Source organism: Acetobacteraceae bacterium (assembly GCA_004843165.1).
In the GTDB taxonomy this organism is placed as follows: Bacteria; Pseudomonadota; Alphaproteobacteria; order Acetobacterales; family Acetobacteraceae.
Genome location: CP039459.1, coordinates 1,160,266 through 1,185,569, shown reverse-complemented (window position 1 = coordinate 1,185,569; position 25,304 = coordinate 1,160,266). Strand labels below are relative to the sequence as shown.

The window sequence follows — 25,304 nt, the reverse complement described above, 5'->3', positions numbered from 1 at the left end:
TTTCTTTTCTTTTGCGCGCCGCCACATCCAGCCGCACGGCCCGCCTATGGGATATTCCCATGCGTCATCTTCTATCATTTTAATCTCTATTTTATTTCTAAGTTAAATCTAAAAACCCCGTGCCGATAAGGGGGCACGGGGGTTCAAAATAATGCTAAAATGAATTTCTGAAAATTGGGGAAGTAGATTACCCCATAGCATAGAATAAGTATTTCATTTGCGTATTTAATTCGCTAATCTATCATCCTAATTAGAAATTAAAAGGAGTTAGGATATGCCTAAGCCTCTAAGTCAAAAAACGATTGAGATTGTTACTGCTTGTATTCCTGCGCTTGAGGTGCATGGGATCGATATCGCCAAAGAAACCTATAAAAATCTGTTGGCAGATAAAGAAATTGCGGATCTCTTTAATCTTTCCCACCAAAAAGACGGTTCTCAGCCCAAATCTCTTGCAACGGCTTTGCTTGTTTATGCCCAGCATATCCAAGATCCTTCTGCCCTAAAAAGCATGATTGAGCGCATTGCAGAAAAGCATGTTAGTCTCAATATCTACAAAGAACATTATGATTATGTTGCAAAAGCGATTATCAAAGCACTTAAAATCGTCCTTGGCGACAAAGCAACAAAAGAGATTCTTGATGCATGGGGCGAGGCCTATTGGTTCCTAGCCGATGTTTTGATTGAACGTGAGGCCGAAATTTATACAGAACATGCGCAGCAACAAGGCGGTTGGCGTGGCTGGCGTCAATTTAAAGTCGCTGAAATTAAACAGGAATGCGAAGATATGAAATCTTTCAAATTGCTTCCTGTCGATGGCAAGCCCGTTCTCAAACACAAGCCGGGCCAGTATCTAGGTCTTAAATTAGAAATTGAAGGACACGGTTCTCAACGCCGCAACTATTCCATCTCCTCTACCCCGAATGAAGAATTTTACCGCCTTACTATTCGTACCGTGAAAGATGGCGTTGTGTCCGAATGGTTCAATCATAGCGTTAAAGAAGGCGTCATTTTTGAACTTAGCGATCCATCAGGCGATTTTACCCTCCAGCATTCCGATGCGCCTATCGCTCTAATTTCTGGCGGTTCTGGCCTTACGCCAATGATTTCTATGGTTGGCGCACTGGCAGCTCAATCTTCCGTAGAAAAATTGCGTTACATCCATTCTACCCGCACGCAGGAAACAGAAGCCTTTGGCGAACATATCCGCAAACTCGCAGGAGAAGGCAAATTAACAGCCGATATTTTCTATACGAAAGGCGAAAAATCCCCTGAGGCTGAAAATGTAAACACCTATGAAGGACGTGTTTCCGAAGCCTTCTTTAAAGATGCCATTCCAGCCAATGCAATCTGCTATATTTGCGGTCCAAAAGACTTCACCCTTGCAGTCATTAAGGCGCTCAAAGCACAAGGCTTAAAACAGGAACAACTCCGCTATGAGCTTTTTGGCTCTATCACGGATGCAGAACTAGCTGTTTCCTAACTAAAATGCATAAAGCAACAAAAAGCCCCGTTAAAATCGGGGCTTTTTTATAACTGCTTTTCAAAACGCTTTTTTTTGATAACCGAAATCCCAAAAGCGCTTCAGTAAGACGGGAAGATGTGCTGTTTTGGCGAGAAACGGAGGCGATTTATCTTGAGGATAATGAGCCGAGTATCATAGTCGAAATAGTGCCTATTCCCCCTTAATGAAGCGCTTAAGCGTGAATCTCGTCAAGATCATCGAAACGTGTAAACTGCCCATCAAAATAAAGCGGAATGGTACCAGTCGATCCATGACGGTTTTTCTCGATAATAAGATCGGCCTTATTACTTACTTTTTCCATTTTATTTTGCCATTCCACAAGGGCAGCAGCGTAATCTTCCTGCGTATCTTTTGGCTCTCTCTGTTTAAGATAATATTCATCTCGATACACAAACATCACCATATCCGCATCCTGCTCAATCGAACCTGAATCCCTCAAATCGGACATCATAGGCCGTTTGTCTTCACGCTGCTCCACACCACGGGAAAGCTGGGAAAGCGCAACGACAGGCACATCCATTTCTTTGGCAAGTGCTTTTAACTGTCTTGAAATGGCAGATGTTTTATCCACCGTATTGGTAAATTTTGTCCCGACAGCCGGTTCAATAAACTGCAAATAATCGACAATGACCAGATCAAGACCTTGGGTACGCTGCACTTTACGGCAATAGGTACGGATCATGGATAAAGGCGGGGTCGAGGCATCATTAATGCTTAAGGGCAAATGTTCCAATCTTCTAGCAGCCCGAATAAAATTCTCTAAATCTTTTTCTTTAATATTGCCCTTACGCAATTCACTTGCAACGATGCTGGCCTCATCGGAAAGAATACGGGTGACAAGTTGCTCTGCGGACATTTCTGCGGAGAAAAAAAGGACACGCCCTCTTTTTTCTTTGCCTGCAGCTGTTTGCTCTAAGTGACGTGCCGCACGATAAGCCATTTTTGTTGCCAAGGCAGTTTTTCCCATTGCGGGGCGACCAGCCAAAATAATTAAATCTGAGCGGTGAAAGCCGCCGGTTTTCTTATCCAAATCCCGAAAACCTGTTGTCAGACCCGAAAGCTGATCCCCCCGTTGGGAGGCCTCAACGGCTGTTTCAACAACACGGTTTAAAAGGATGGAGAAATCAACGCATCTTTCATCCTGCCCTTTACTATGTGCCAACTGGAATAAAGCCTCTTCCGCCTGCCCAAGTTGGATTTCACCATTATAATCAGGGTTGCTTTCAAAGGCCCCGTTAACCGTTTTTTCACCAATTTCAATAAGCTGGCGACGCATCCAGCAATCATGAATGATTTGACCGTAGGAATCGGCATTGATAATCCCGACCATCGCATTCACAAGCTCAACCACATAGGCATAGCCACCGACATTTTTTAAAATATCGCTATGCTCCAATTCCGCACGCATCGTAATTGGATCAGCTAATTGCCCGCCATTGATTCGGCGTGCCATCGCATCATAGATTTCGCCATGGACTTCATGGGCGAAATGGCGGCCTTCCAAATAAGATTGAACCCGTTCATAGGCACGGTTATTTGTAAAAATTGCCCCTAAAAGTGCCTGTTCTGCCGGAATATTTGCAGGGGTAGGTCGATTCTGCGCTTGAGAGGAATCATCATTTTCAGAAAAAAAAACGTTCGCCTGCCCTGCAGTCGCTGTCTTTTCCATCTTTCCTCCTATACCATTTCAAAACCATCTTGCCGTAAAACTTCACCGGCAAGATAGAGACTACCACAAATCACAATTCGATTCTTTTGAAGAGATCTATTTTCCAGAGCCAATTTTTGCAAAGCAGCTCGAACACTTGCCGCCTCCTCTATCGAAACGGTCTCTCCCATTGGCTCCAGCTCCTGATGCATGGCGGTGACCGTCTGAGCCAAATATTGGTTCTCTTCACAAACCAATAAAATTTTATCCCCCCAAGGCAAAAGCGGTACTAAAATTTCAGACGCTTTTTTACCTTCTTTTAATCCTAAAATGACATAGATTTTCTGATTCGGAGATTCCTCTTTCCAAGATTGAAACATTTTACCTAAGAATTCGGCACCATGCGGATTATGCGCACCATCCAGCCAGAGCTCCCAATTTTCTGGAATTAAATTTTTTAATTTTCCTGTCAACTGCTGTAAACGCCCAGGCCATTTTGCCACTGCAATTCCCTCAAAGGCTTTAGGGCTGTATTGCGGGAAAACATTTTTAAAAGCGGCGATTGCCAGTGCCGCATTTTCAATTTGATGTAACCCTTTCAAGGCAGGAAAAGGCAGAGAAATCTCTGAATCCTCATCTAAAAAAATCCATGATTGCTGATCTTTTTTAAAAGAAACTTTAAAATTTTGACCTAAAATTTCTAAAGGAGCATGAGCGCTCTGTGCCGCTTTTTCAATTTCAACCAAGGCTTCTTGCACCTGTTTGCCAGCATAGACAGGAATATTTTCTTTAATAATGCCTGCCTTTTCAGCAACAATCCCAGAAAGCTTGTCCCCTAAAAAATTTTGGTGGTCATAACTGATAGGCGTTATTAAGCAAACCGCAGGATTTACGAGATTGGTAGCGTCAAATTTTCCGCCCATTCCTACTTCGACAATGGTAAAATCTGCTTGTGTTCGAGAAAATAAAAGAAAACCAACCGCCGTCAGTACTTCGAAAACAGTAATCGGCGCTCCGGCATTTTTTATTTCAATTTCAGCAAGAGCCTCTTCTAAGGTCGCATTATCGACCAACTTCCCTGCAATCCGAAAACGCTCATTTAAAGAGATAAGATGCGGGCTCGTCAGAACATGCGCCCTCAATCCGACAGATTCTCCCATTGCCCGCAAAAAGGCACATGTGCTGCCTTTGCCATTCGTACCGGCAACATGAAAAACAGGCGGTAGGTGATCTTGTGGACGCCCCAATTTCTCCAGCAATTTTTCCAAACGGCCGAGAGAAAGGTCAATAAGGCTAGGATAAAGTTTTTTAATGCGTTCTAAAATCTCTTGAGAACGCAAAGAAAGGCCAAGCAAATCATTGCTCGGCCCTTTCAAAGACGCTTTAATTTCTTTCAATTAAGAACCTTTTTTTGCCACTTTTTTAGAATTATCCTTTTTCTTACTCTTTTTTTCTTTGGACTTCTTCTCTTTTTTCGTTTCTTTTGATGCGTCCTCTACCTCTTCGAAAGAGACTTCCTCTAAAGCAACCGGCACCGTTTCATATTCAAAACCTTCTGGAAGAAGAGCTGTATAAGTCGAAAAGACGGAAATCTCATCTTTTTCGATTAAAGCAAGCTTTCTTTGCTGTTTTTCCAGATCCGCAGGCTTGAGGAAAGAAATCAGTTTACCGAGATAAGCAGGCAAATCCGGACGTGCGACAATTTGATCCACCATACCGTGATCTTGCAAATATTCTGCCCTCTGGAAACCTTCTGGCAGTTCTTCACGCACGGTATCACGGATAACACGTGGCCCTGCAAAAGCGATCAAAGCTTTAGGTTCAGAAATCTGAATATCCCCCAACATTGCAAAAGAGGCTGAAACCCCTCCTGTTGTCGGGTCGGTATAAACAACAATATAAGGAAGACTCGCTTCATGCAGCATCTGAACACCAAGAGTCGTTCTTGGCATCTGCATCAAGCTAATCACACCTTCCTGCATTCTTGCACCGCCAGAAGTGGTGAAAATAATCAATGGCAGATGATGAACAACGGCGTAATGGCAAGCGGCTAAAAAAGCTTCTCCCAAAGCGGCTCCCATCGTGCCGGCCATAAATTCAAACGCCATGACGGCGACAACAGCCTTTTCACCTGAAATCTCACCCGTTGCGACAACCAAGGAATCTTTCAGTTTCGATTTCGCTCTCGCCTGTGCCAGACGATCTGTATATTTTTTGGAATCCCTGAAAGCAAGTGGATCTAAAGGCGCATCCGGAAGCTCAACAAGTTTGTATTCGCCCTTATCAAAAGTCCATTTGAGACGTTCCTCGACATTCGCTTTTAAATGATGGCCGCAATGTGGACATACTTTAAGAATGCGATCGAGATCTTTGACCAACAACATTTGCGAACAGCCTGGGCAATTCGTCCAAAGGTTTTCAGGCACATCACGCTGGAACAAGCCCCTTACCTTTGGGCGCACATATTCAGTTAGCCATGTCATCCGTTAAATCCAGCCTTTTTCCCGTTTTACAGATCATTTGCACGTCACTCACTTGTATTAAAATTACCCTGAATTCTAACCAAATTACCGTGCGAAAATTTTACATATGGAGTTGCACCATAGCCAAAAGTGCAGAAAAGGGAAAGAACCCTCTTCCTAATTGTTGCTAAAAACCACCCTCTTTGTAAAAAATTCTCTCTCCTTTGTCGCTTAAAATCACAGCTTGCAACAAGCCGCCTGTATTCTCACTATTTTCTCAATCCGTCTCCACGCATAAAGCGACATAATACGTTCCTCATGCGCTATCGAATCGTTTCCGTCAATTTCAATAAAATTCAGATAAAGCCTAAAATTTTCATTCCTCATTGCCTTTTCCCTTTTCCCAAGATCTATTGAGATTAAAAGTAAAACAAGACAATGAGTCCAAGACAATGAGTCTATGCATATACATCTAAAATTCCCACCCTTAGAAAGAAGAGTTCTCTTTTTCAGGATCGGGCTTTATAGTTTAGATCTCAATGGCATTTTCTTAAAAAAGAAGTAAAAAGGCTACATTAAAGAATGATCTTCTTTTTTATTTTTATCGGATGGGTCCTTTTTTTCTCACTTTGGCATGGGAAAAAGCTCTCTCCGTTTATTTCATCAAAAAAGCCATTACTTCATTTTTTTTATATCGCACTGATTTGTTTTGTAGCGCTCGCTTGGATTATTTTTGCAGGTCTTAAAGCTTTTACCCTTATTCTTCTATATGCATTTCCGGCGGCTTTGTTCTGCTCTGTCTTACAAAAAATTTATTTTTATTTTCATAAAAAGCCGTAATTATTTTCTTTACTTCATTTTCGTATTATCCTCTTTAATATTGGCTCTGCTTTTTCATTTTTTATTAAAGAGCATCTGCTTTGTAACCTGCTCTCTGGAGTTTTTGATGACCCTTCTTAACAATTCTGACGCACACGCCGACATGCTTAAGGCAGAAATTGCCTCCATGATCAAAGTGAATCCTAATTGGTTTATCGGCAGTGGTGCCGTTTTATGCCTTCTTGGCCTTCTTGCACTCTCCTCTCCTGTTGGCCTAACCCTCGCAAGTACCGTTTTTCTCGGTATTTTCCTCATTCTTGCCGGGGTTGCTCAACTAACCGTAGGATTTGTGCATACAGCTGCCTATCATCTCAAACCGCATCATCCGCGCTGGGAAAGCATTTTAACAGGTGCCTGCTTGCTCATCGGTGGACTACTTATGTGCGTCCAGCCTGTTGACGGCGCTATTTTTGTTACGGCCTGCCTCGGAGCACTTTTCATTTTCTCCGGTATCGGACAGGTTTTTGTGGCCATTCATACCCGTCATGCGCCTGGTCATCTTTGGGTTCTCGTGGGGGGAATTGTTACGACCTTACTTGGTGTTGTTTTGTTTCTCAATCTTAACGGTGCCAGCTTGCAATTTTTAGGGCTTTTAATTGCACTTGAGCTCCTCATGCTCGGCTTTGTGGCTCTCTCTTACGGCTTGTCCCTAAAAAGCTTGCGGAAACAACATGCAGAGGATGATACCTACCTTCTCTAAAAGCAGACTAAAAATCCAATCTCTAAAAGGGCAGGTTTTTCCTGCCCTTTCTTTCTTTTGAGGTAAAAAGATAATGGTATTAATGTATAATGATATTGAAATGAACCAGATGTCTCATGTAATTTATGATTTTAGAATGGGAAAAATTGATGTTTTTGAGGCTCAAAATAAGATTTTTGATCTGAGAGATAAGCTAATAAAGCGGAAACCAGATCAAAAAACTGAAATATCAGAATTTGTCTCATCAGAATTTTTAGCAAATATTTGCTAATAAAAAAATGCAATAAGATAGCGTCTATTAGGACGCTATTTTTTTAAGTAATACTTATGGCAAATGAAGTAGATATATTAAAGAGTTTAGTATTGATCCGCTAACCCACAGAAATAGAAGTGAGCGTGCAAAAGATTATGCTGAATTTGATAAATTTTTATCTGCTGCGACTTAGGGCGAAAATCTCCCAAAGGCCTTGACCACAATTTCCCGCTGCTCTTTTTGATGCGTTTCTATCCAGCCTGAAGCCACCCCGGAAGTCGGTGTACGGGCAACATCATACAACTTTACTGTTTCTTTGCCGGCTCGTTGCAGCGCTTCTAAAATCCAAGGCAGAATGAAAGAACGTGCCCCCATATTTTCAGGCTCTTCCTGTACCCAAACAATTTCCTGTAAAACATCACACGCTTGTAATGCCGTAATTAAATCTTGCAACGGAAAAGGATAAAACTGTTCCAAACGCAAAAAGCCGACATTTTTTATTTTTTCTTTTTCTAAAGCCTCCTCCAAATCATAAAAGATTTTACCACTGCAAAGGATCAAGCGGCGGCTTTGCTTGAGTTTTTCTCCTGATTGCGTTCTTAGAATTGGCTCAAAGCGTGTATGCGGACCAATTTCTCTTAAAGCAGAACGGGCGGCCTTACGGCGCAAGAGAGATTTCGGCGAGAATAAAATTAACGGTTTCGGGCAACGCCGTGTTTTTTGACGACGCAAAAGATGAAAATAACTGGCTGGACTTGAAGGCATACAAATCCGAACATTATTCTGTGCCCCAAGTTGTAAATAACGCTCTATCCTCGCTGAACTATGTTCAGGCCCTCCACCTTCATGGCCATGCGGAAGCAAGAGTACCAAACTCGAAAGCTGATTCCATTTTTCTTCGCCAGAGACAATAAATTGATCAATAATAATTTGTGCACCATTCGCAAAATCACCGAATTGTGCCTCCCAAATGCCAAGAATATTCGGGTCCCCTAACCCATAACCATATTCAAAGCCCATCGCAGCATATTCAGAAAGCAAACTATCGACAATTTCAACACGTCCTTGCTGGTATCCTAGTTTTCCCAGCAATGAAAAACGCTCGCCGCTCTCTTGATCTGTCGTGAGCAAATGACGATGGCTAAAAGTGCCTCGGGCACTATCCTCTCCTGCCAGCCGAACACCATGCCCATCTAGCACAATACTGCCTAAAGCTAATGCCTCTGCTGTGCTCCAATCTAAAGTAATGGCATCACTCATTTCGCCTTGAAACGCTTTCACCTCTAAGGAATCTCTAATTGTTTTACGTTCCGCCAAAAAACGAGACAGACGAGGAGAGATACGGCTTCCTGGCCAGATTTCAGCAATTTTTTCAGGATCAAAAACACTTAAAATTCGGCGAATGCGTTCGAAAGGAATTCCTGTCATCGGCTGAATACGAGGCGCTCTATCATCACGCATGCTGGCACTTCCCTCATAGGATGGCGTAAGAAATAAGCGCTTTCTCTCTTTTTCCTTTTCCGCTTTTCTGGCCGCCTCTAAAGATTCTTCAAGAGCCTTACACACATGGCTTTTAATCACCTCTGCCTCATTTTCTGAGAGAGCACCTGTCGCAAAAACCTGTTGTGCATATTTTTGAACAACACCTGGATGATTGCGGATGGCCTCAACAGCCAAAGGCTGAGTAAAGGAAGCGTCATCTGTTTCATTATGTCCCAAACGGCGATAACCGATCAGATCAATAATAATATCTCTTTGATAAGTCTGGCGCCATGCAACAGCCCACTGCATGGCTTTCACAATCTCTTCTGGATGATCCGCATTAATATGCAAAATCGGAATTTCAAAAGCCTTCCCCAAACTCGCACAGCTTGAGCCTGAATAAGCCTCTTCCGGAGAAAGCGTAAAACCAACCTGATTATTCACAATCACATGAATCGTACCGCCGGTCTTATAGCCAGAAAGCTGATTCATCTGAAAAGATTCATAAACAACGCCTTGCCCCGCAAAAGCGGTATCGCCATGAATCAATAAAGCCGCATATTTTTCTTTGCTTTTAACAGATTTTAAATCCTGTTTTGCCCGCACATATCCAAGACTGACCGCATCGACAGCCTCAAGATGGGAGGGGTTTGGCAAAATCGTAACAGCAAGCGTCTCTTTAAGATTCTCAAAACCAATCTCACTTTGAAAGCCAAGATGGTATTTAACGTCGCCTCCGCCAGCAAAACCTTCAGGCGCTTCCTTTGAAAGAAATTCCCCAAAGATACACTCCCACCCGGCCCCTAAAGTGCCGCCTAGCAAATTAACCCGCCCTCTGTGAGAGAGACCGACAATCAGCTCCTCTCCGCCGGAAAGTGTAAATCCTTTCATGAGAGCCTGAATGGCAACGGCTAGAGATTCACTTCCTTCCAAAGAGAAACGGCGCAATGCAGGAAATTGCCTATGACAAAATTTTTCAAAAAACTCTGTCTTGTAAAGGGAGGTATAAATTTCTTTTGAGGAAAGAAGCGGCACTTCTCTTTGGGAAGAAGACTCAAAACGGTCAATCCACCATTGCCGTTCCTCTGGATTTTCCAAATGCATAAATTCTGCGCCAATATATTTCCCATAGGCATTACGCAGCAATTTCAATAGGGCAGAATCTGAATGTTGAAGATTAGCAGAAGCCTTTTCCATCAAAGGCAAAAGGACATCCGGTATCTTCTTACGTTCTAAAGGATCAAGCTGAACCGTTCGCCAGCCATAGCGCCGCCAAATATCGACATCATTTTCAATACAGGCTTGCGGCAGCTGGAAAATATTTCTTTGCGGTGCAATCGGGGGAAAAGGCTGAAAAGTAGCAGGATCATTTTGAGAATCAGATTCTAAATTTTCAAGGTAAAGCGCATTTGCCCCTCCTAAAAGATCAATCTCTTTTTTCGGTTGCTTTTCGGCGGAAGAAGATAAAGGCTGAATTGGTTTCTTGGGTATATTCAGCTGTTTTTGCATTTCCACTTTTGTCAAAATGACCTTCCTCCCTTGCGCTTCTTGAAAAGGTTCTAAAATATATTAGCATTAAATTTTTATTTTCCTTCTATTTTCCCCTATATTTAAAAATAATTTGTGAAACTGCCGACACATGCCCACAGATATGGAGAAAAATCATAACATTAGGCTGTAGAAGTAAAAGCATTTTATGCCAAAATTCTGCACCTGTGCTTAGTCTCAACAATGTTTAATTATGATGCCCTACGTGCTGCGCAACTGCGCACACATCCCACCCCTCATCTTATCGTAAAAGATTTTATCAAACCGCCATATTTGAAAAAACTTTTACCCCTTTTCCCAAAAATTTCTTCTGGTGGTTCCTTCCCTGCCTTTTCCTTTCGTCATCCCCCCCTTTTCCAACAGATGCTTTTGGAATTTCAGGGAGAAAAGCTTCAGCAGGAAATTCTCAAGAAATTTAACCTTTCTCTGAAAAATCCCCCAAAACTTTTGACGCTTCGTGGACAGACACGTGCTTGCGATGGAAAAATCCACTGTGACTCTAAAAGTAAAGCCGTAACTATTCTGCTTTATTTCAATGCACCGGAACAGGAATGGCAGGAGGGGAAAGGATGTTTGCGTTTTTTAAATGGCCCCCATCCTCAAAATCTTTTAACGCCCTGCTCTCCCAATGAAATGATCGTGCCGACAGGGGGAACTCTTGTTATTTTTCCCAATACAGATCACAGCTGGCACGGCCACCTCCCTTATGAAGGACAACGCCGAACTATCCAGCTCAACTATATGCACCATTCTTGGAAGGCATGGTTCGAAATGAAGCGCCATGCTCTTTCTGCACAATGGAAAAAATGGCATCGTGCTTAAAAACTCTTTTTCTAACCCTTTAAACAAAGCTAGAAATATGGCCTCTTTTTTAAAATTTTTAAGATTTCTCCCTCTCTATAAAACATCTAGCCTTTCGAGTTTTTTTTTAGCAGGCTTCTTTTTCGCTATTGGCACTTGTGTGCCCGCAAAAGCGGATATTTTAAAATCCACACTTAACAGCAGTGAGGGGAATTATGTCGTTCTCACTTGGCTGAGTGATATTCCTTTCCGCCCCAGCATGAAAGACGAGCAGGATTTCTTTGACAAAGAATATGATGACGACAATATCCATGTAAATGCTGTTCATCTTTCATGGAATGAAGAACGTAGCCTTATCAAAGTCTCTCAAGAATATAACCATGTCACCCGTGCAGCCTTTAGTAACCGGGATTTCTGGCTTCCCCTAAAGGCGGATCAACAAAATTACTATTGGCTCGTCAATGTTCTCTATTTTGAATATGACAAAAAAGGACATCCTCGGAAAATTCCGCAAATTCTCTACGGGCACTCTTATTTGCGCTATCTTCGGCATCAAGGTCATGCTGCACCTGATTGCGAGGCCTATACGGATATTGACGAAATTGACATTTCAAACAAACATCTGCTTTCTGTGATTAATCCAATGGATCGCCTTGCCCGACATATTGATATGGGTCAGTCCTGTGACCTGCCTAAAATTACCAGAAGTTTCGTCAGCCATAACTCCCCTGATCCTAAAGACGGACATCTTGTGCAAAGCAGTGATCTCGAACTCTCGCCTGAACTCGTTCTCCACAAGGGAAAATCTTAATCTTCCCTTTTAATTAAACTCATCATTAACAAAAATAATTCTAGGAAAAAAACGTGAAATTAAATGTTGTGGTTGCTGGGGCACGTGGTGTCGTTGGCAGAGAAATGCTCAGAATCCTTGCTGAACGTGACTTTCCCATCGGGAAAATCGCCGCCTTATGTTCTGCCCGTGGCGCAGGACACCAGGTCTCCTTTGGCGAAAACGATGTCTTAACGCTTCAAAATATTGAAAAGTTTGATTTCTCCGACTGGGATGTTGCCCTCTTTGCAACCAGCGCACAGGACTCTGCCAAATATGCCCCAATTGCCGCAAAAGCCGGCTGTCTTGTCATTGATAATTCCAGCCATTTCCGAATGGAACATGACATACCTTTGGTTATCCCTGAAGTTAATCCAAAGGCTTTAAACAAAATTCCTCGCAATATTGTTGCCAATCCGAATTGCTCAACAGCACAGATTGCCCTCCCTCTCAAAGCACTTCATGATGCTTTTGGGATTGAACGTGTCGTTGTCTCAACCTATCAATCTGTTTCAGGTGCCGGTAAAGCCGCAATGGATGAGCTTTATAATCAAACAAAAAAAACCTTCGTCAATGATGAGATCAAAGCCGAAATTTTTCCAAAACAGATTTCCTTTAACCTCATTCCCCATATTGACGATTTTCTAAAAGACGGACGCACCAAGGAAGAATGGAAAATGGAAGTCGAAATCCGTAAAATTCTGGATCCGGATCTGCGCCTTCATGCAACATGTGTCCGCGTACCCGTCTTTATCGGCCATAGCGAAGCGGTCAATGTCACCTGCAAATCAAAGCCAGACCTTAAAAAAGCCCGTGATGTCCTTAAAAAAATGCCCGGTATCATCGTCATGGACCGTCTCGAAGATGGCGGGTATATCACGCCTATTGACGTCGTTGGGGAAGATGAAGTCTATATCTCTCGCCTGCGCCTTGATCCGAGCGCTGAAAACACGCTTTCTTTTTGGTGCGCTTCTGATAATCTACGCAAGGGGGCGGCACTCAATGCGATTCAAATTGCTGAATATTTGCTGGCAGAAAAAAAGCTCCCCCTAAAATCAAAATAGGGGTTTTATGTCATCTCGTCCGTCAAAAGTTGGTATTCTTTTAATCAATTTAGGAACGCCTGAAGCCACAGGCTATTTCCCTATTCGACGCTATTTGAAAGAATTTCTTTCTGATCGGCGTATCGTCAATATCAATCCCATCCTTTGGCGGATCATTCTTCACCTGATGATCTTACCTCGGCGCCCCTTTGTGACGGGAAAAAATTATCAGCGCATTTGGGACGAAACAAAAGATGGCAGCCCCTTGCGTTTTTTTACAAGACGGCAAGCAGAACTTCTCAAACAAAGATTTCCTGATGAAGAGGTGCAGGTTGAGTGGGCCATGCGTTACGGCATGCCTTCCATTCCTCAAAAGATTAAAGCGTTGCAAGCTAAAGGGTGCCACCGAATTTTATTTCTGCCACTCTACCCTCAATATTCTGCCTCCACTTCAGCAAGTGCCCAAGATGCTATTTTTAAATATTTACGCACGCTGACCAATCAGCCGGCAATCCTCACGATGCCCAGCTTTGCTGGAGATGAGGATTATATTACGGCGCTTACGCTAAGCCTTAAACGTGCATTGAATTCACTCACTTTTACGCCGGAAAAAATTCTGCTTTCTTTCCATGGCATTCCACGTAAAATGGCTATCAAAGATTACCGCTACCCAACAGATTGCGCCTTAACGGCTCAAAAATTACGCCAAAAAATGCACATGAGCGAACAGCAGATGATCCTAACCTATCAATCCCGTTTCGGGGCGGCAGAATGGCTCAAACCTTATACAATTGATGTCGTCAAAGAGCTTGCAAGAACAGGAACAAAACATCTTGTGATCATGGCGCCTGGCTTTTTCTCAGATTGTCTTGAAACGCTTGACGAATTGGGAAGAGAAATAAAAGAAATTTTCTTGGCAGAAGGCGGCGAGAATTTTGCACTTATTCCCTGCCTGAATGATTCTCAGGAAAGTATTGATCTCTTGGAAAAATTAATTCAAAAAATAAGAGCTTCTTTTTAGGCCTGAGCCTTGCAATGGTCGGAGCGAGAGGATTCGAACCTCCGGCCTCTACGTCCCGAACGTAGCGCTCTACCAGGCTGAGCTACGCTCCGACAGCAAGAATGTCTCTTCCTAACGCCATTTAGGATTCCGATGCAAGAGCTTAATGCGTTAAATTTATGCTCCGGCCAAAATATTGCCGCCCTAACAATCCCAACCCATAACAAAAACTGGCACCAATCCCAATCCAAAAGGCTGGGGGCCAGCCTGTCAGGCAATATAAAACAATCCCTCCCCAGCTTAGGAATAAAGCACCTAGCACTGAAAAAATCATCCCTTTGAAGGGTGAAAGATTCAACATAAAAGCCCCCGAAGCCGGACCAATAATCAAACTAAATGCCAGCAATGCGCCCGAAATTTCTGCACAAATAGCACAACCAAGCGCCGCTAATGTCATAAAACCTGCGCCAACCCACCAAGCATTTTCACCCCTTGCCGTTGCCATTTCAGGAGAAATTGCAGCAAAAAGCAGCGGACGATACAAACAAAACAAACCCGCAAGACAAAAAAGACTCAGCCCCCCAAGAAACCACAAAGTCTCAACGGAAAGATGCATAAGTCCACCAAAAAGAAGCTCAATCGTATCGGCTTCTGGGGCGTGCGCAGCTTCAAGAACCCCCATCCCCACGGCTAAACTTCCAGCAAGAACAAGACCTGTTAAACGGTCTGCCGCACTTTGGTCTATGGTAATATCGCGTTTTTTTTCATAAAAACCCAACCCTTCCATAATCCACGCTCCGCCCAACGATGCAAGGATAAGGCCAATAATAGGATTAAAACCAAAGACTAAAGCAACAGAAGCACCGCTAAAACCAATATCTGGCAGGGCATGCGCCGCAAAAGCCTGTCCACGCAACAACATGAGCCAACCCAAAACACCGGCCAGCATTGCAATAAAAAAACTGCCAAGAAGCGCATTAAAGATCAACTCATGGGACATCAAAGAGACTTCCTTCTCTCAGATAGAGATCTCGGCGCATTTTAGGGAGAAGATCCATCCCCTCATGGGTAGCTAAGAAAATGCCTATATGCCGTTTTTTTTCAAGGGAAAGCAACAAATCAACAATTTCTGTTCGTGCCCTGTGATCCAAGGCAATAAAAGGCTCATCTAAAATCAATAAGGCAGGGTCTCCTGCAATGGCCTGTGCTAATGCCACTTTCTGGCGCTCTCCCCCAGAAAGCACTTTTAAAGGCCGGTTGGCCAAATGGGCTGCACCACATTCCATTAAAAGAGATTCTGCTTTTTTCTTTCTTTGCGCAGCACCAAAAAAACCAAATCTTGCAGGAATGGCACTTTCAACATGGCTTAAAGTTGGCAAGAAAAGGGCATTCTCCTCACGTTTTTGAGGCATATAGCCAATATGACAACGCGCTTTTTGAGGCGATTTCCCCAATAAACACAATTGGCCTTTACAATGGGGCAAAAGCCCAAGCATTGCACGAATAAACGTACTTTTTCCGCTCCCATTTCCCCCATGAAGCCATGTCCAGCCTGACAAAGAGGTCTTAAAAGAATCTTTTTTAAAAACACATGTCTGCTTATAAAAAATTGAGAAATGAGACATTTCAAGAGAAATATCTTGAGGGCCTAGTGTTTCTACAGTCTTCTTTGAGAACAATTCCATGCGATGACATCTGCTCCCTTAATTAAGAAGAAAGATCAATGTTAAAATATAATCTTATTTTAAGTCTCTATTTTAAAATATTGCGTCTTACTTCTACCAAACCTAATTTTTTCAATCCAGCCAAGAATATTTTCTTTCTAAAAGTTCTAAAACTCTCCGTATTAAGGTAGCTATACGAAGAAATAGATTAAGCGTATAATTGAAGTCTGATTTTTTGGGTTATCCTCGCCCCAAATTTAGAAGGGAAAACAATAATGAATAAATTCTTGCTTGCATCTATTTCAATGATTGCCTCTTCGGGCGCATTTTTCGCCGGAAGTAGCTATGCCGCAGACTCTGCTCAGCCAACAGCGCAACAGGCCGAAGCAGATCATAATGCTCCAAAATTTCTTGGCAAAACACGTATTGCACTCGCACCGGGGCCAGTACGTCTTGGCAAAGATGGCAAACCACTTCAAGCAGATTCAAAAACAAATGACCAGCAAAAGCAGGACGTGAAAGCCGATAATGAACCAAAATTTCTCGGCAGAACAGGTGTCGTGCTTGCACCGGGTCCCGTCCGCCTCGATAAAAATGGCAAACCTCTGCAAACACCTGTACGGATTGACCCAAAAGTCCGCCATCAGCAAGACCTTCAGATGAAATCAGACCTTAAATTACTGGCTGATGGCAAAAAACCTGAAACGAATCAACAGCGTGCCCTTGCAAGAATGACCCCACATGATCGTAGCCTTCTGCTCAATCGTGTGAACGAAGCCATTTCTGCATATAAAGGCTAAGCACTTTCTTCAAAAGCAAAGGAAGACAATTTTTATTTTCTTCCTTTGCTTTTAAAAACTTAACCCATTCCCAGAGGTTTCGATTCTTTTTAATGTCATTTGTGTGACCCCCGGCAAGGCTTCAACGCATTTTTCTCCCATCAATTGAGAGGGGGTAAAATAGCCGCCTTTTCCCTCATATTTCAGCAAAAAACGCACCGTCATCAGCGCAGAGCAAAGTGTCAACGTATAGGGATTAGGTGTCTTAAAACGTCCTATGACACTATTTCCCTCAGCATCTCGCACCTCTCCCCAAATATAGGCAGGATTTTTACCCCGCTGTTCCAGCGTTGGGCCGCTCATATTCCTTTTTACATAATTTGCAATAAATCTTTTAATGCCTGTCTTGGTTAAAAAGCCATTCTTCTTTTCAAGCCAAGCCATGAACTTAACCCTTCCCGGAGCCATTGGAACATAAACCGTAATATTTGGAATCCCTGTCGTATAATAGCTTGTTTGAACATCGCCCCAAGGGATTGAAACAGCATTGATCGGATTCTGAGAAAAATTTACCATGCGCTGTATTTTACCAAAGGGGACACGGACAATTTTCCCATCATGGCGCACCATTGTCCCTTTACCCAAATCCTGCAACATCGTTAGAAACGTGCCACGAGAAGGTTTCATCTCCGTTTGAAAACCGAGCGAAAGCATCGTTGCATTCGGCATGGCTGATTTGAGCACAGAAGCGAGACAATCCGTTGGAACAACATCAAAGCCTGCACCGGGGCAAACAACGATACCCGCAGTCTCATTTTCTTGGTGCCCCGCATACGCCTGTTCAAAAACACCTGCTTCACCTGTAATATCCAGATAATGTGTTTTGGTTTGGCGGCAAGCTGCCACCATCTCCGCACAGGTAATGACAAAAGGCCCTGCACAATTTAGAACAACCTTAATATCTTGAAGGGCATGGATGATTTCCTGCGGCTGATCTAAAGAAAAAACCCGATATTCAAGATCGAGCTTAATCGCTAATGTCTTCAGCGCTTTTACGTTTCTCCCTGCCAAAACAGGAGAGAGGCCTATTTTTTCTGACAATTCGGCAATAAGCTTTCCTGTATAGCCATTGGCACCATATATCATCCACTTATTGCGCATCTTAAGATCTCTTTTCTTAAATTTTTAAAAAATTTCTCTTTTCTCAAAAAATATGAGGCTTCTGAGAAAGAGATTCAAGCATTCCCCTTCATTCTCCGAAAAAATAACGCTAAAGTGCCAAAAGATTCCCCTTAAAAAGAAATAACATTTTCTTTGAATGCTCAGTGAAACAAGATGCCCGAAAACTCCTCCTTTTTTTCTATTTTTCGTGCCCATTCATTTTGTCTTTTTACATTTTCTTTTCTTCTTTTGCTGTCCCATAAAAGCTTTGCGCAATGCCCTCGTTTTGCTGCTGCTGGCGAGTTTCCAACAGCTGGTGAAGTCATCTGCAACGATAATTATGCTGTTGGCTATTCCAGCTCTCGGCGTTCACCGCTTTGGGCCGCAGAACATTTAACACCTGAACAGGCAAAAGCTTCTCAAAATGCCAATATGCCCAAAATAGGCATTACGAAAGACCCCAGACTCAATCAAAGCGCCGCGCTAACAGATTATCAGGACAGCCCATGGAAACCCCTTGCGCTTGCCCCAACGGAGGATATGTCTAGCCCGAAAGCGAAGCAGCAAAGTGCTTTTATCAGCAATATCATCCCAAGTGATCCCACACTAAAACAAAAAACATGGAAAACAATTGAAGAGAATACCCGTAAAATTGTTACGGAATATGGTGGATTAAATGTCTTAACCGGTGTTATTTTTGGCGATTCCCCACAGTTTTTTGGCAAAAACCGTGCCAAACTGCCTGAAAAAATCTGGAAAATTATTTATGTTCCCCGCCAAGGGACGGCGGCTGTGATTTGCAATAATGCCGCCCCGCTGCATTGTGTTTCCAGCAGCGTGCAGGAAATCGAAAATCTTTGCTATATCGGCCTTTTTCCCGGTGTGTCTGAGAGTGAAATCAATAGCAAGCTCAATCCTGCCCATTGGCCGGGTCTCTAACCTATTCCTCCGGGCGCAAATCCTTATAAAGATTATTAGCCCTTTTATTATGAAGGGTCGGTTTCGCAGAATCAGGAAAAAAAGACTGGATATGCGGACTAATTACAGGTTCAGGTTCTGAAGAAGGATGTTGCGGTTGTGGCAATGCTTTCGCAGAACTATCGCCCGACAGATACGGTACTCTTGATAGAGAAAGATTTTGTACAGAAACTCGCTCCTCTGTTTCGGGCGCAGCAAAAGGGTCTGACCAATTCGCCGTACATCCTAAGCGGACCAAAGCAGGTGCTTTCTGCATATCACCAAAAGGTGTCGCATAACGCTCAATCTGAATATTCCAATACGCATATTGTCCAGAGGGGCAATTTTCAAAAGCGCTTTTTGAAGCGTCCTTATAAAGAATAGAAAAAGAATCATTCTGACTGCCATTATAGACTTCATAAAGATTAGGATTAATCTTACGACGACTATCCTCTGGGGCGCATTTACCCTCCGAACAATTTTTAATTTCCAGTAAACCACCATCTTCACTATAAAAATGACGGTCTATTTTTCCCTCTAATAATTCGAGGGCTTCACTTGGCTGCGGCAAAGGCTGAAGACGAGGATAAATTTCAGAAAGATGTGCGTTTTTCTCACGATCTTTACGTTCTATTTTGAGACGATTTTGTTCACAGGATGCTGTCTCAATATCTTTTTGGCGCTCTGCCTTTTTTAAGCCACCTGAAAAATCAAAACGCATTTCCGGTTTGCCTGATTTCGTATCACATGGTCCTTCACGCCAGTAAACTTTGGCGCACCCGGCTAAAAGACCTGCCCCAACAAAAAAACTCACAAAGTAAAAGGGACGTAAAGAAAAAAAGACTCTCATACTCTCTTACAATTCTTTCTCTGATGACCTCGAAAAATACGCCAATAAAGCAAAGAATCCTGTAATCCAGCACCTAAGGAAATCCAAAATTTCCATGCAAAAATAAAACGCAGAGATTCTATCTTATGCTGCAAAGCAAAAGCTTTCATAGCATCGCCTGCAAGTAAGGGCGCATACATTAAAACGCTTGGATCACGATAGCAGGAAAGCATACAATTGGTACAATGACTCCGATCCTCTGGAATGATTTTTAAATCTGTTAATTTTCCAAAAGGTTTATGCCAAGCTTCACAGCGCCAAAGATTTAAATTCCAATCTAAATAATAATATTTAAAGCCGCCAATACAGGGAAAATATTCTTTTTTATTGGCAATATGGCGCTGAATATCCTCAATTCCCGCAATCGGATTTAACATCGGGAAAAGTTTTTTAAGCGCTTTCATCTTTTCTAAAAAATCATCCAACGTCTCTTGTGAAAAAGACACAAGATCCGAGTGTTCGCCATACACTAGCGAACTTGAAGCAAAGGGTTTTTGACGTGGATAAGAAAATGTCACACCGCTAAAACCAAACGCTTTTAAAAGAGGTGGTAACCTCAAAGGATTCACAAGTTTAGAAACTGTGACAGAGGCAATCACAGGAATACCGGCTGCCAGTATTATAGAAATGCCTTGTTTTAAACGCTTTCCCAAACCTTTTAATTGCCGATTTTGCTCATGTTTTTCAATGACATCGCTATCCAAGGAAACAAAAAGACAATGAAGGCCCGCATCAATTAAAGAATCTGCCATTTCCGGCAACTTCCAACCATTGGTAATAAGATCTGCCTTCATACCAGCTTTGGTAACTTCTTTCACCAATTGTAAAATATCAGGATGGAGTAAAGGTTCACCGCCTTGGAAATTAATAAAAGAAAAACCATTCTCTTTTAAAAGAGGTAAACTGGCAATAAAGCTTTCTGCCTCTAGAAAATGGCGTTTTGTTCCTTTTTTAAGATGCTTATTAAAACCGCAAAAATTACAACCGGCATTGCAATAATCGGTCACAGAAACATCCAAAGCTTTCGGAATTACGGCAACAATATTCTCCCCTGTTTGCCAAATTTTCTGCGAGAGATAAGATTTCATTTTTGAAAGCATGCTTGCCCATTCTGCCATTAAAAATCCCACGCTTCAGACAGCGTTACATATCGGCAAATATCACTTTACCAACGCAATATATCTCAGATAGCATCTATCTTGATATAGTTACCTAAAGGAAGCCATTATGTCTTATACCAGTATCAATCCTTACACAGAAGAAACATTAAAAACTTTTCCAGATGCGACAGCAACAGATATTAAAGTCATTCTAAACAAAGGCCATGAAGCTTTCCTCAAATGGCGTAAAACGTCCTTTGCCGAACGCTCTAAAATTCTTCATAAAGCAGCCTCTCTCCTTAAAGAAAATCTCAATGATTATACAGCGCTTATGGCCGATGAAGTCGGAAAACTTCTTCATGAAGGGGAATGGGAAATCACTCTTTGTGCAAATATTTGCGATTACTATGCCGATCATGCTGAAGAAATTCTAAAGCCGCAAAAGATCAAAAAACTTACGGAGAACGAAGGAGATTCCGTTCTTTACCCAACACCTCAAGGGATTATCTGGGCCATTGAGCCTTGGAATGTGCCTTTTTTCCAAGTTTTTAGAATTTTAGCACCTCAAATTGCCGGTGGAAATGTCGTTCTGCTAAAACATGCGCCCTGTGTGCCGCAATGTGCAGAAATGATTGTAAAACTTATGAGAGAGGCTGGACTTCCAGAAGGTGTTTTTCAAAATATCTATTCAACCAATGAACAGACAGAAGAGATTTTAAAAGACCAAAGAATACGTGGTGTCGCCCTCACTGGCTCCACCAAGGCAGGCTCTATTGTTGCGGGTATCGCTTCTAAATATATTAAAAAATCAACTTTAGAGCTTGGTGGCGCAGATGCTTTTATCGTCTTAGAAGATGCCTCTTTAGAAAAAGCTGTCCAAACCGCTGTCTTTGCCCGTCACTTTAATGCCGGCCAAATCTGCATCTCGCCAAAAAGAATGATTATCATGGATGAAATCTATGATGAATTTCTCACTCGCTACAAAGCAGCCGTAAAATCCTTAAAAGCCGGTGATCCAAAAGATCAAACAACAACCTTAGGGCCACTTGTCAGTAAGGCCGCCTTAGAGCACTTAAACCAGCAGGTTGAAGAGGCCAAAAAACAAGGTGTTACCGTTGAGACCATTGGTGCGCCGGTTCCAAAAAAAGGCTATTTCTTTCAGCCAATCTTAATGACAGGTCTTGAAGGGAAAGAAATTCGCAAAGAAGAATTTTTTGGCCCTGTCACACATCTCTACCGTGTCAAAACAGATCAGGAAGCCATTGATCTCGCCAATGAAAGCGAATATGGCCTTTCTGGTTCCATCCAAACAGGAGATGAAAAACGTGGGATTGAAATCGCAAAAAAAATAGATAGCGGTTCTTTCTCTGTAAATGGCGCGCTTTTCACCAGTCCAAATGCGCCCTTTGGTGGTGTCAAAAATTCAGGATATGGGCGTGATCTCGCACATGATGGAATCTTAGAGTTTATGAATATGAAACTCATCAATATTCAAAAATAAAACGACTTCATCAGATAATCAGAAAGGGCGCTGAAAAATCAGCGCCCTTTCCATTTTAGCCTTTTAAAAAGGCAGCTTCTTTTTCAAAGCTTATAGGTCGAAATTAATAACCATACGGCCACGAATTTTACCCTGATGCATTTCTTCAAAGATTTTTGGTGCATCTGCGATCGGACGATCTTCTGTTTTGCATTTCACTTTGCCTTGAGCAGCAAATTCAAAGGCTTCACGAAGATCTTCACGGGTACCGACCAAAGAACCGACAATCTTAATCCCATCGAGAACCAAACGTGGAATAGAAAGATCCATCGTTTCCACAGGCAGACCGACACCGACAACGGTACCGCCAGCACGTACAGAGTTCACAGCGGCATTAAAGGCGGCTTTAGCTGTCGCTGTAACGATTGCTGCGTGGGCACCACCAGCGACCAAACCATGTCCGATTGGTTTAGAACCGCCTGTAAGATCCTGAATTTGGGTGACGAGATCTTTATCAAAAGCATTAAGCGCATGATCTGCACCCAATTCTTTTGCAAAATCCAATGCTGTCTGGTTTCCGTCAACGGCAATCACACGGGCACCAAAAACATTTTTAGCCCACTGAACGGCAAGATTTCCAAGACCACCAATACCAAAAACAACAATCCATTGACCCGGAGCCACTTTGGAGTTTTTAACGGCTTTATAAGTTGTGACGCCTGCACAGGTAATAGAAGATGCTTCAGATAGGTCAAGACCCTCTGGCACTTTCACAGCATAGTTAGCAGGTGCAATGCACTCTTCTGCCATAGCGCCATCAACGGTAAAGCCGGCATTTTCAACTTGACGGCAAAGAGTTTCATCCCCATTGACGCAATATTCACAACGACCACACCCACGGAAGAACCAAGCGACAGAAGCACGATCACCGATCTTCAGAGCGCCTTCCCCCATCATTTCAGCAACATCATGGCCGACTTCAACGACTTTACCAACGCCTTCATGACCTAAAGTGGTACCTGTTTTGTCACCAAAATCCCCATGTGCAACGTGCAAATCTGTATGACAGACACCGCAACGCTCCATTTTAAGGCGAACTTCTGTTGGTTTAATCGGACGAAGCTGCTTCTCTTCGATAACAATGCTATGGTCTTTACCGCAACATACAGCTTTCATAATTTTATCTCCCGGATATTCAAAAAAATAATCCCACCTGTTGGGGTGGGATTATCTTATTTAGGAATTAGGCCTTGTCTGTAACGACAGGGGAACGTGCATTTGTTTTTGCAACTTCTTTACCCCATGTTAGCAGATCTTTGGTGCAATCGTCCTGATCAATGACGACTTGAATCAAAGTTGGGCCTTCTTTATTTGCCTCTGCTTGTTTAATCGCATCTGCAAGTTCTGCAGGTGTGGTTGCTTTTAAGCCGAGACCACTTTTCCCATTCTTATTATGGGAATAAGGGCATTCTTCGCCTTCGCCATTGAAGACTTCCATCAACTTCGCAAAGTTCCAGTTTTGGATGTAGTTGTATGGGCCATCATGAATAGCAATTTCAATGCCATAGCCGTGATTATCAATCAAAAAGATTGTCACAGGCAATTTGTAACGGATCATCTGGCTGACTTCCTGGCAAGTTAGCTGGAAGGAACCATCACCGCACATAATGATGTGCTTACGCTCTGGAGAACCGATCGCACCGCCAAATCCTGAAGGAATAGACCAGCCGATATGACCATATTGCATTTCGGTTTCAATTCTCAAACCATTTGGCCAGTTCATGTCTTTCACATTGAACCATGAATCACCTGTTTCTGCATGCAATGTTGTATTGTCATCCAAAAGAGCCATGATCTGGCGAGCCATTTCTGCATTGGTCAATTTTGCATCTGGCTTAGCAACAGGATATTCAAAATGAGGTGCTTTGCTTGATTCTGCGGTTGCTGGTTTCTTAGAAACTTTTTTAGCAAGACCTTCAACAAGCGCTTTCATGTTGAGGCCAGAGAAAACCTGTCCGTCAACTTGTGCACTTTTTTCATCAATTGTGACAACACCCGGACCTTTTGGCCATGCTTTCCAACCAACGGTTGCGTAGTCATTCCAATTTGGCCCTAAGACAATCAATGTCTCTGCTTCTTCAACAACTTTGTTGGCATCGCCTGTAGAAACAATACCCCAATAGGTTCCACGGAAACCTGGATGTTTTGCGGGGAAGAAAGACATGGAAGCTGGGCCGACTGTCACCGCACAGCCAAGTGCGTCTGCAAGAGCAACTGCAGCTTCTTTTGCTTTTCCTGGGCGAACTTTAGGACCGACATAAAGAGTCACTTTTTCAGAAGCGGCCACTTTCTTTGCAATCGCATCAATGGCGCTTGTCAAAGATTTATTGTCTGCCGCATATTGTGGCAATAGGTCTTCGATTGGACCTGGACGTGGGCATTCCATACCGGAAATATTGCAGGCAATATCAATATAGGCTGGTCTTTGTTCAAGCAACATCGTGCGAATGACATGGTCAATTTTCGCAGGCGCTTCGCTGGCTTGTGTAACGGATTCCGCAGCACACGTAATATGCTTGACCATATCAAGTTGCTGTGTAAATTCCGGCTTCCCAATGGTATGGTGGAGAATACGGCCTGAACCATAATCATTGCAGTTTGGTGCACCTGAAATACAAAGAACAGGTAGGTTTTCTGCATATGCACCAGCAAGGGCGGAGTTCATGGCAGAAATTGCACCCACTGTATAGGTCACAACGCAAGCGGCTGCCCCATTGGCACGTGCATAACCTTCAGCGGCAAAACCACAGTTTAATTCATTACAATCGTAAATTTGATTCCAATTTTTATTTTTCAGAAATTGATCTAATAGAACGAGGTTGTAATCCCCGGCGATAGCGAAGTGATCTTTAAGTCCAATTTGAACCAAGCGATCTGCTAGATATTGTCCAACGGTATAAGACATAATTCTGTTCAATCCTTAAATTAAGAAACCCGGATTTTCGTTACAGCTCCATCTATTATCTCATAATAAAACTTCTATCTAGAAGAAACTGTGATTAAAGAATCTCGAATGAATTCCAGCTTACTTTATACCTAAATAACCT

21 protein-coding genes and 1 tRNA gene are annotated in these 25,304 nt (G+C 42.8%); 10 read left to right on the top strand and 12 right to left on the bottom strand.

Features of this window, described 5'->3' with window-relative positions; translation table 11 throughout:
• Window positions 1–274: 274 nt before the first annotated feature.
• Window positions 275–1,480 (top strand): NO-inducible flavohemoprotein, encoded by a 1,206-nt coding sequence (gene hmpA / locus FAI41_05810; protein QCE33150.1) that lies wholly within the window; start codon window positions 275–277, stop codon window positions 1,478–1,480.
• Between the two features lie 214 nt (window positions 1,481–1,694).
• Here hmpA and FAI41_05805 read toward each other — a convergent pair whose 3' ends face one another.
• From FAI41_05805 to FAI41_05795, 3 genes are all read right to left on the bottom strand, one after another.
• Window positions 1,695–3,191, bottom strand: a complete 1,497-nt coding sequence (locus tag FAI41_05805; GenBank protein ID QCE33149.1) for a replicative DNA helicase — start codon at window positions 3,189–3,191, stop codon at window positions 1,695–1,697.
• Window positions 3,192–3,199: 8 nt separating this feature from the next.
• A complete protein-coding gene (locus FAI41_05800) occupies window positions 3,200–4,495 on the bottom strand; it encodes a bifunctional folylpolyglutamate synthase/dihydrofolate synthase (GenBank protein ID QCE33799.1) in 1,296 nt (431 codons plus the stop codon).
• 72 nt (window positions 4,496–4,567) lie between these two features.
• Window positions 4,568–5,653: an acetyl-CoA carboxylase carboxyltransferase subunit beta gene (locus tag FAI41_05795; protein QCE33148.1), complete on the bottom strand. Its 1,086-nt coding sequence runs from the start codon at window positions 5,651–5,653 to the stop codon at window positions 4,568–4,570.
• 712 nt (window positions 5,654–6,365) lie between these two features.
• Between FAI41_05795 and FAI41_05790 the strand changes: the two genes are divergently transcribed.
• Both FAI41_05790 and FAI41_05785 read left to right on the top strand, forming a co-directional pair.
• Window positions 6,366–7,211, top strand: coding sequence for a hypothetical protein (locus FAI41_05790; protein ID QCE33147.1), 846 nt, complete (start codon window positions 6,366–6,368; stop codon window positions 7,209–7,211).
• Between the two features lie 82 nt (window positions 7,212–7,293).
• Entirely contained in the window at window positions 7,294–7,482 is a 189-nt protein-coding gene (locus FAI41_05785) for a hypothetical protein (protein QCE33146.1), read from the top strand.
• 171 nt (window positions 7,483–7,653) lie between these two features.
• On the opposite strand, the gene FAI41_05780 is transcribed toward FAI41_05785, so the two are convergent.
• A complete protein-coding gene (locus tag FAI41_05780) occupies window positions 7,654–10,470 on the bottom strand; it encodes a 2-oxoglutarate dehydrogenase E1 component (protein ID QCE33145.1) in 2,817 nt (938 codons plus the stop codon).
• A gap of 207 nt (window positions 10,471–10,677) precedes the next feature.
• Here FAI41_05780 and FAI41_05775 point away from each other — a divergent pair, with 207 nt between their 5' ends.
• From FAI41_05775 to FAI41_05760, 4 genes are all read left to right on the top strand, one after another.
• On the top strand, window positions 10,678–11,316 hold the full coding sequence (locus FAI41_05775; protein ID QCE33144.1) for a 2OG-Fe(II) oxygenase: 639 nt from the start codon (window positions 10,678–10,680) through the stop codon (window positions 11,314–11,316).
• A 139-nt stretch (window positions 11,317–11,455) separates the two neighbouring features.
• Window positions 11,456–12,106: a hypothetical protein gene (locus FAI41_05770; protein QCE33143.1), complete on the top strand. Its 651-nt coding sequence runs from the start codon at window positions 11,456–11,458 to the stop codon at window positions 12,104–12,106.
• A 53-nt stretch (window positions 12,107–12,159) separates the two neighbouring features.
• The gene (locus tag FAI41_05765) at window positions 12,160–13,188 is read left to right on the top strand and encodes an aspartate-semialdehyde dehydrogenase (GenBank protein ID QCE33142.1); all 1,029 of its coding nucleotides are present in this window, start codon (window positions 12,160–12,162) and stop codon (window positions 13,186–13,188) included.
• Between the two features lie 7 nt (window positions 13,189–13,195).
• The gene (locus tag FAI41_05760) at window positions 13,196–14,188 is read left to right on the top strand and encodes a ferrochelatase (GenBank protein ID QCE33141.1); all 993 of its coding nucleotides are present in this window, start codon (window positions 13,196–13,198) and stop codon (window positions 14,186–14,188) included.
• 15 nt (window positions 14,189–14,203) lie between these two features.
• Here the strand turns inward: FAI41_05760 and FAI41_05755 are convergent.
• The 3 genes from FAI41_05755 to FAI41_05745 all read right to left on the bottom strand — a co-directional run bounded on the left by FAI41_05755 (window position 14,204) and on the right by FAI41_05745 (window position 15,852).
• Window positions 14,204–14,280, bottom strand: a tRNA-Pro gene (locus FAI41_05755).
• Window positions 14,281–14,330: 50 nt separating this feature from the next.
• Complete coding sequence (locus tag FAI41_05750; GenBank protein QCE33140.1) at window positions 14,331–15,167, bottom strand: metal ABC transporter permease; 837 nt, start codon at window positions 15,165–15,167, stop codon at window positions 14,331–14,333.
• Window positions 15,157–15,852, bottom strand: a complete 696-nt coding sequence (locus tag FAI41_05745) for an ATP-binding cassette domain-containing protein (protein QCE33139.1) — start codon at window positions 15,850–15,852, stop codon at window positions 15,157–15,159. Before FAI41_05745 ends, FAI41_05750 begins: the two co-directional genes overlap by 11 nt.
• Before the next feature lie 254 nt (window positions 15,853–16,106).
• Here FAI41_05745 and FAI41_05740 point away from each other — a divergent pair, with 254 nt between their 5' ends.
• Complete coding sequence (locus FAI41_05740; protein ID QCE33138.1) at window positions 16,107–16,631, top strand: hypothetical protein; 525 nt, start codon at window positions 16,107–16,109, stop codon at window positions 16,629–16,631.
• A gap of 51 nt (window positions 16,632–16,682) precedes the next feature.
• Here FAI41_05740 and FAI41_05735 read toward each other — a convergent pair whose 3' ends face one another.
• Complete coding sequence (locus FAI41_05735) at window positions 16,683–17,771, bottom strand: hypothetical protein (protein ID QCE33137.1); 1,089 nt, start codon at window positions 17,769–17,771, stop codon at window positions 16,683–16,685.
• A 174-nt stretch (window positions 17,772–17,945) separates the two neighbouring features.
• On the opposite strand from FAI41_05735, the gene FAI41_05730 reads away from it, so the two are divergent.
• The gene (locus FAI41_05730; GenBank protein QCE33136.1) at window positions 17,946–18,710 is read left to right on the top strand and encodes a DNA/RNA non-specific endonuclease; all 765 of its coding nucleotides are present in this window, start codon (window positions 17,946–17,948) and stop codon (window positions 18,708–18,710) included.
• A 1-nt stretch (window position 18,711) separates the two neighbouring features.
• Here FAI41_05730 and FAI41_05725 read toward each other — a convergent pair whose 3' ends face one another.
• Window positions 18,712–19,578 carry a hypothetical protein gene (locus FAI41_05725; GenBank protein QCE33135.1) on the bottom strand — a complete coding sequence of 289 codons (867 nt, stop codon included), beginning with the start codon at window positions 19,576–19,578 and terminating at the stop codon, window positions 18,712–18,714.
• Complete coding sequence (locus tag FAI41_05720; GenBank protein QCE33134.1) at window positions 19,575–20,735, bottom strand: radical SAM protein; 1,161 nt, start codon at window positions 20,733–20,735, stop codon at window positions 19,575–19,577. The genes FAI41_05725 and FAI41_05720 overlap by 4 nt, the downstream gene beginning before the upstream one ends.
• 109 nt (window positions 20,736–20,844) lie before the next feature.
• Between FAI41_05720 and FAI41_05715 the strand changes: the two genes are divergently transcribed.
• On the top strand, window positions 20,845–22,218 hold the full coding sequence (locus tag FAI41_05715) for an NAD-dependent succinate-semialdehyde dehydrogenase (protein ID QCE33133.1): 1,374 nt from the start codon (window positions 20,845–20,847) through the stop codon (window positions 22,216–22,218).
• Between the two features lie 90 nt (window positions 22,219–22,308).
• On the opposite strand, the gene adhP is transcribed toward FAI41_05715, so the two are convergent.
• Together adhP and FAI41_05705 are read right to left on the bottom strand one after the other, a co-directional pair.
• Entirely contained in the window at window positions 22,309–23,373 is a 1,065-nt protein-coding gene (gene adhP / locus FAI41_05710; GenBank protein QCE33132.1) for an alcohol dehydrogenase AdhP, read from the bottom strand.
• Between the two features lie 67 nt (window positions 23,374–23,440).
• The gene (locus FAI41_05705; protein QCE33131.1) at window positions 23,441–25,162 is read right to left on the bottom strand and encodes an alpha-keto acid decarboxylase family protein; all 1,722 of its coding nucleotides are present in this window, start codon (window positions 25,160–25,162) and stop codon (window positions 23,441–23,443) included.
• Between the last annotated feature and the right edge of the window lie 142 nt (window positions 25,163–25,304).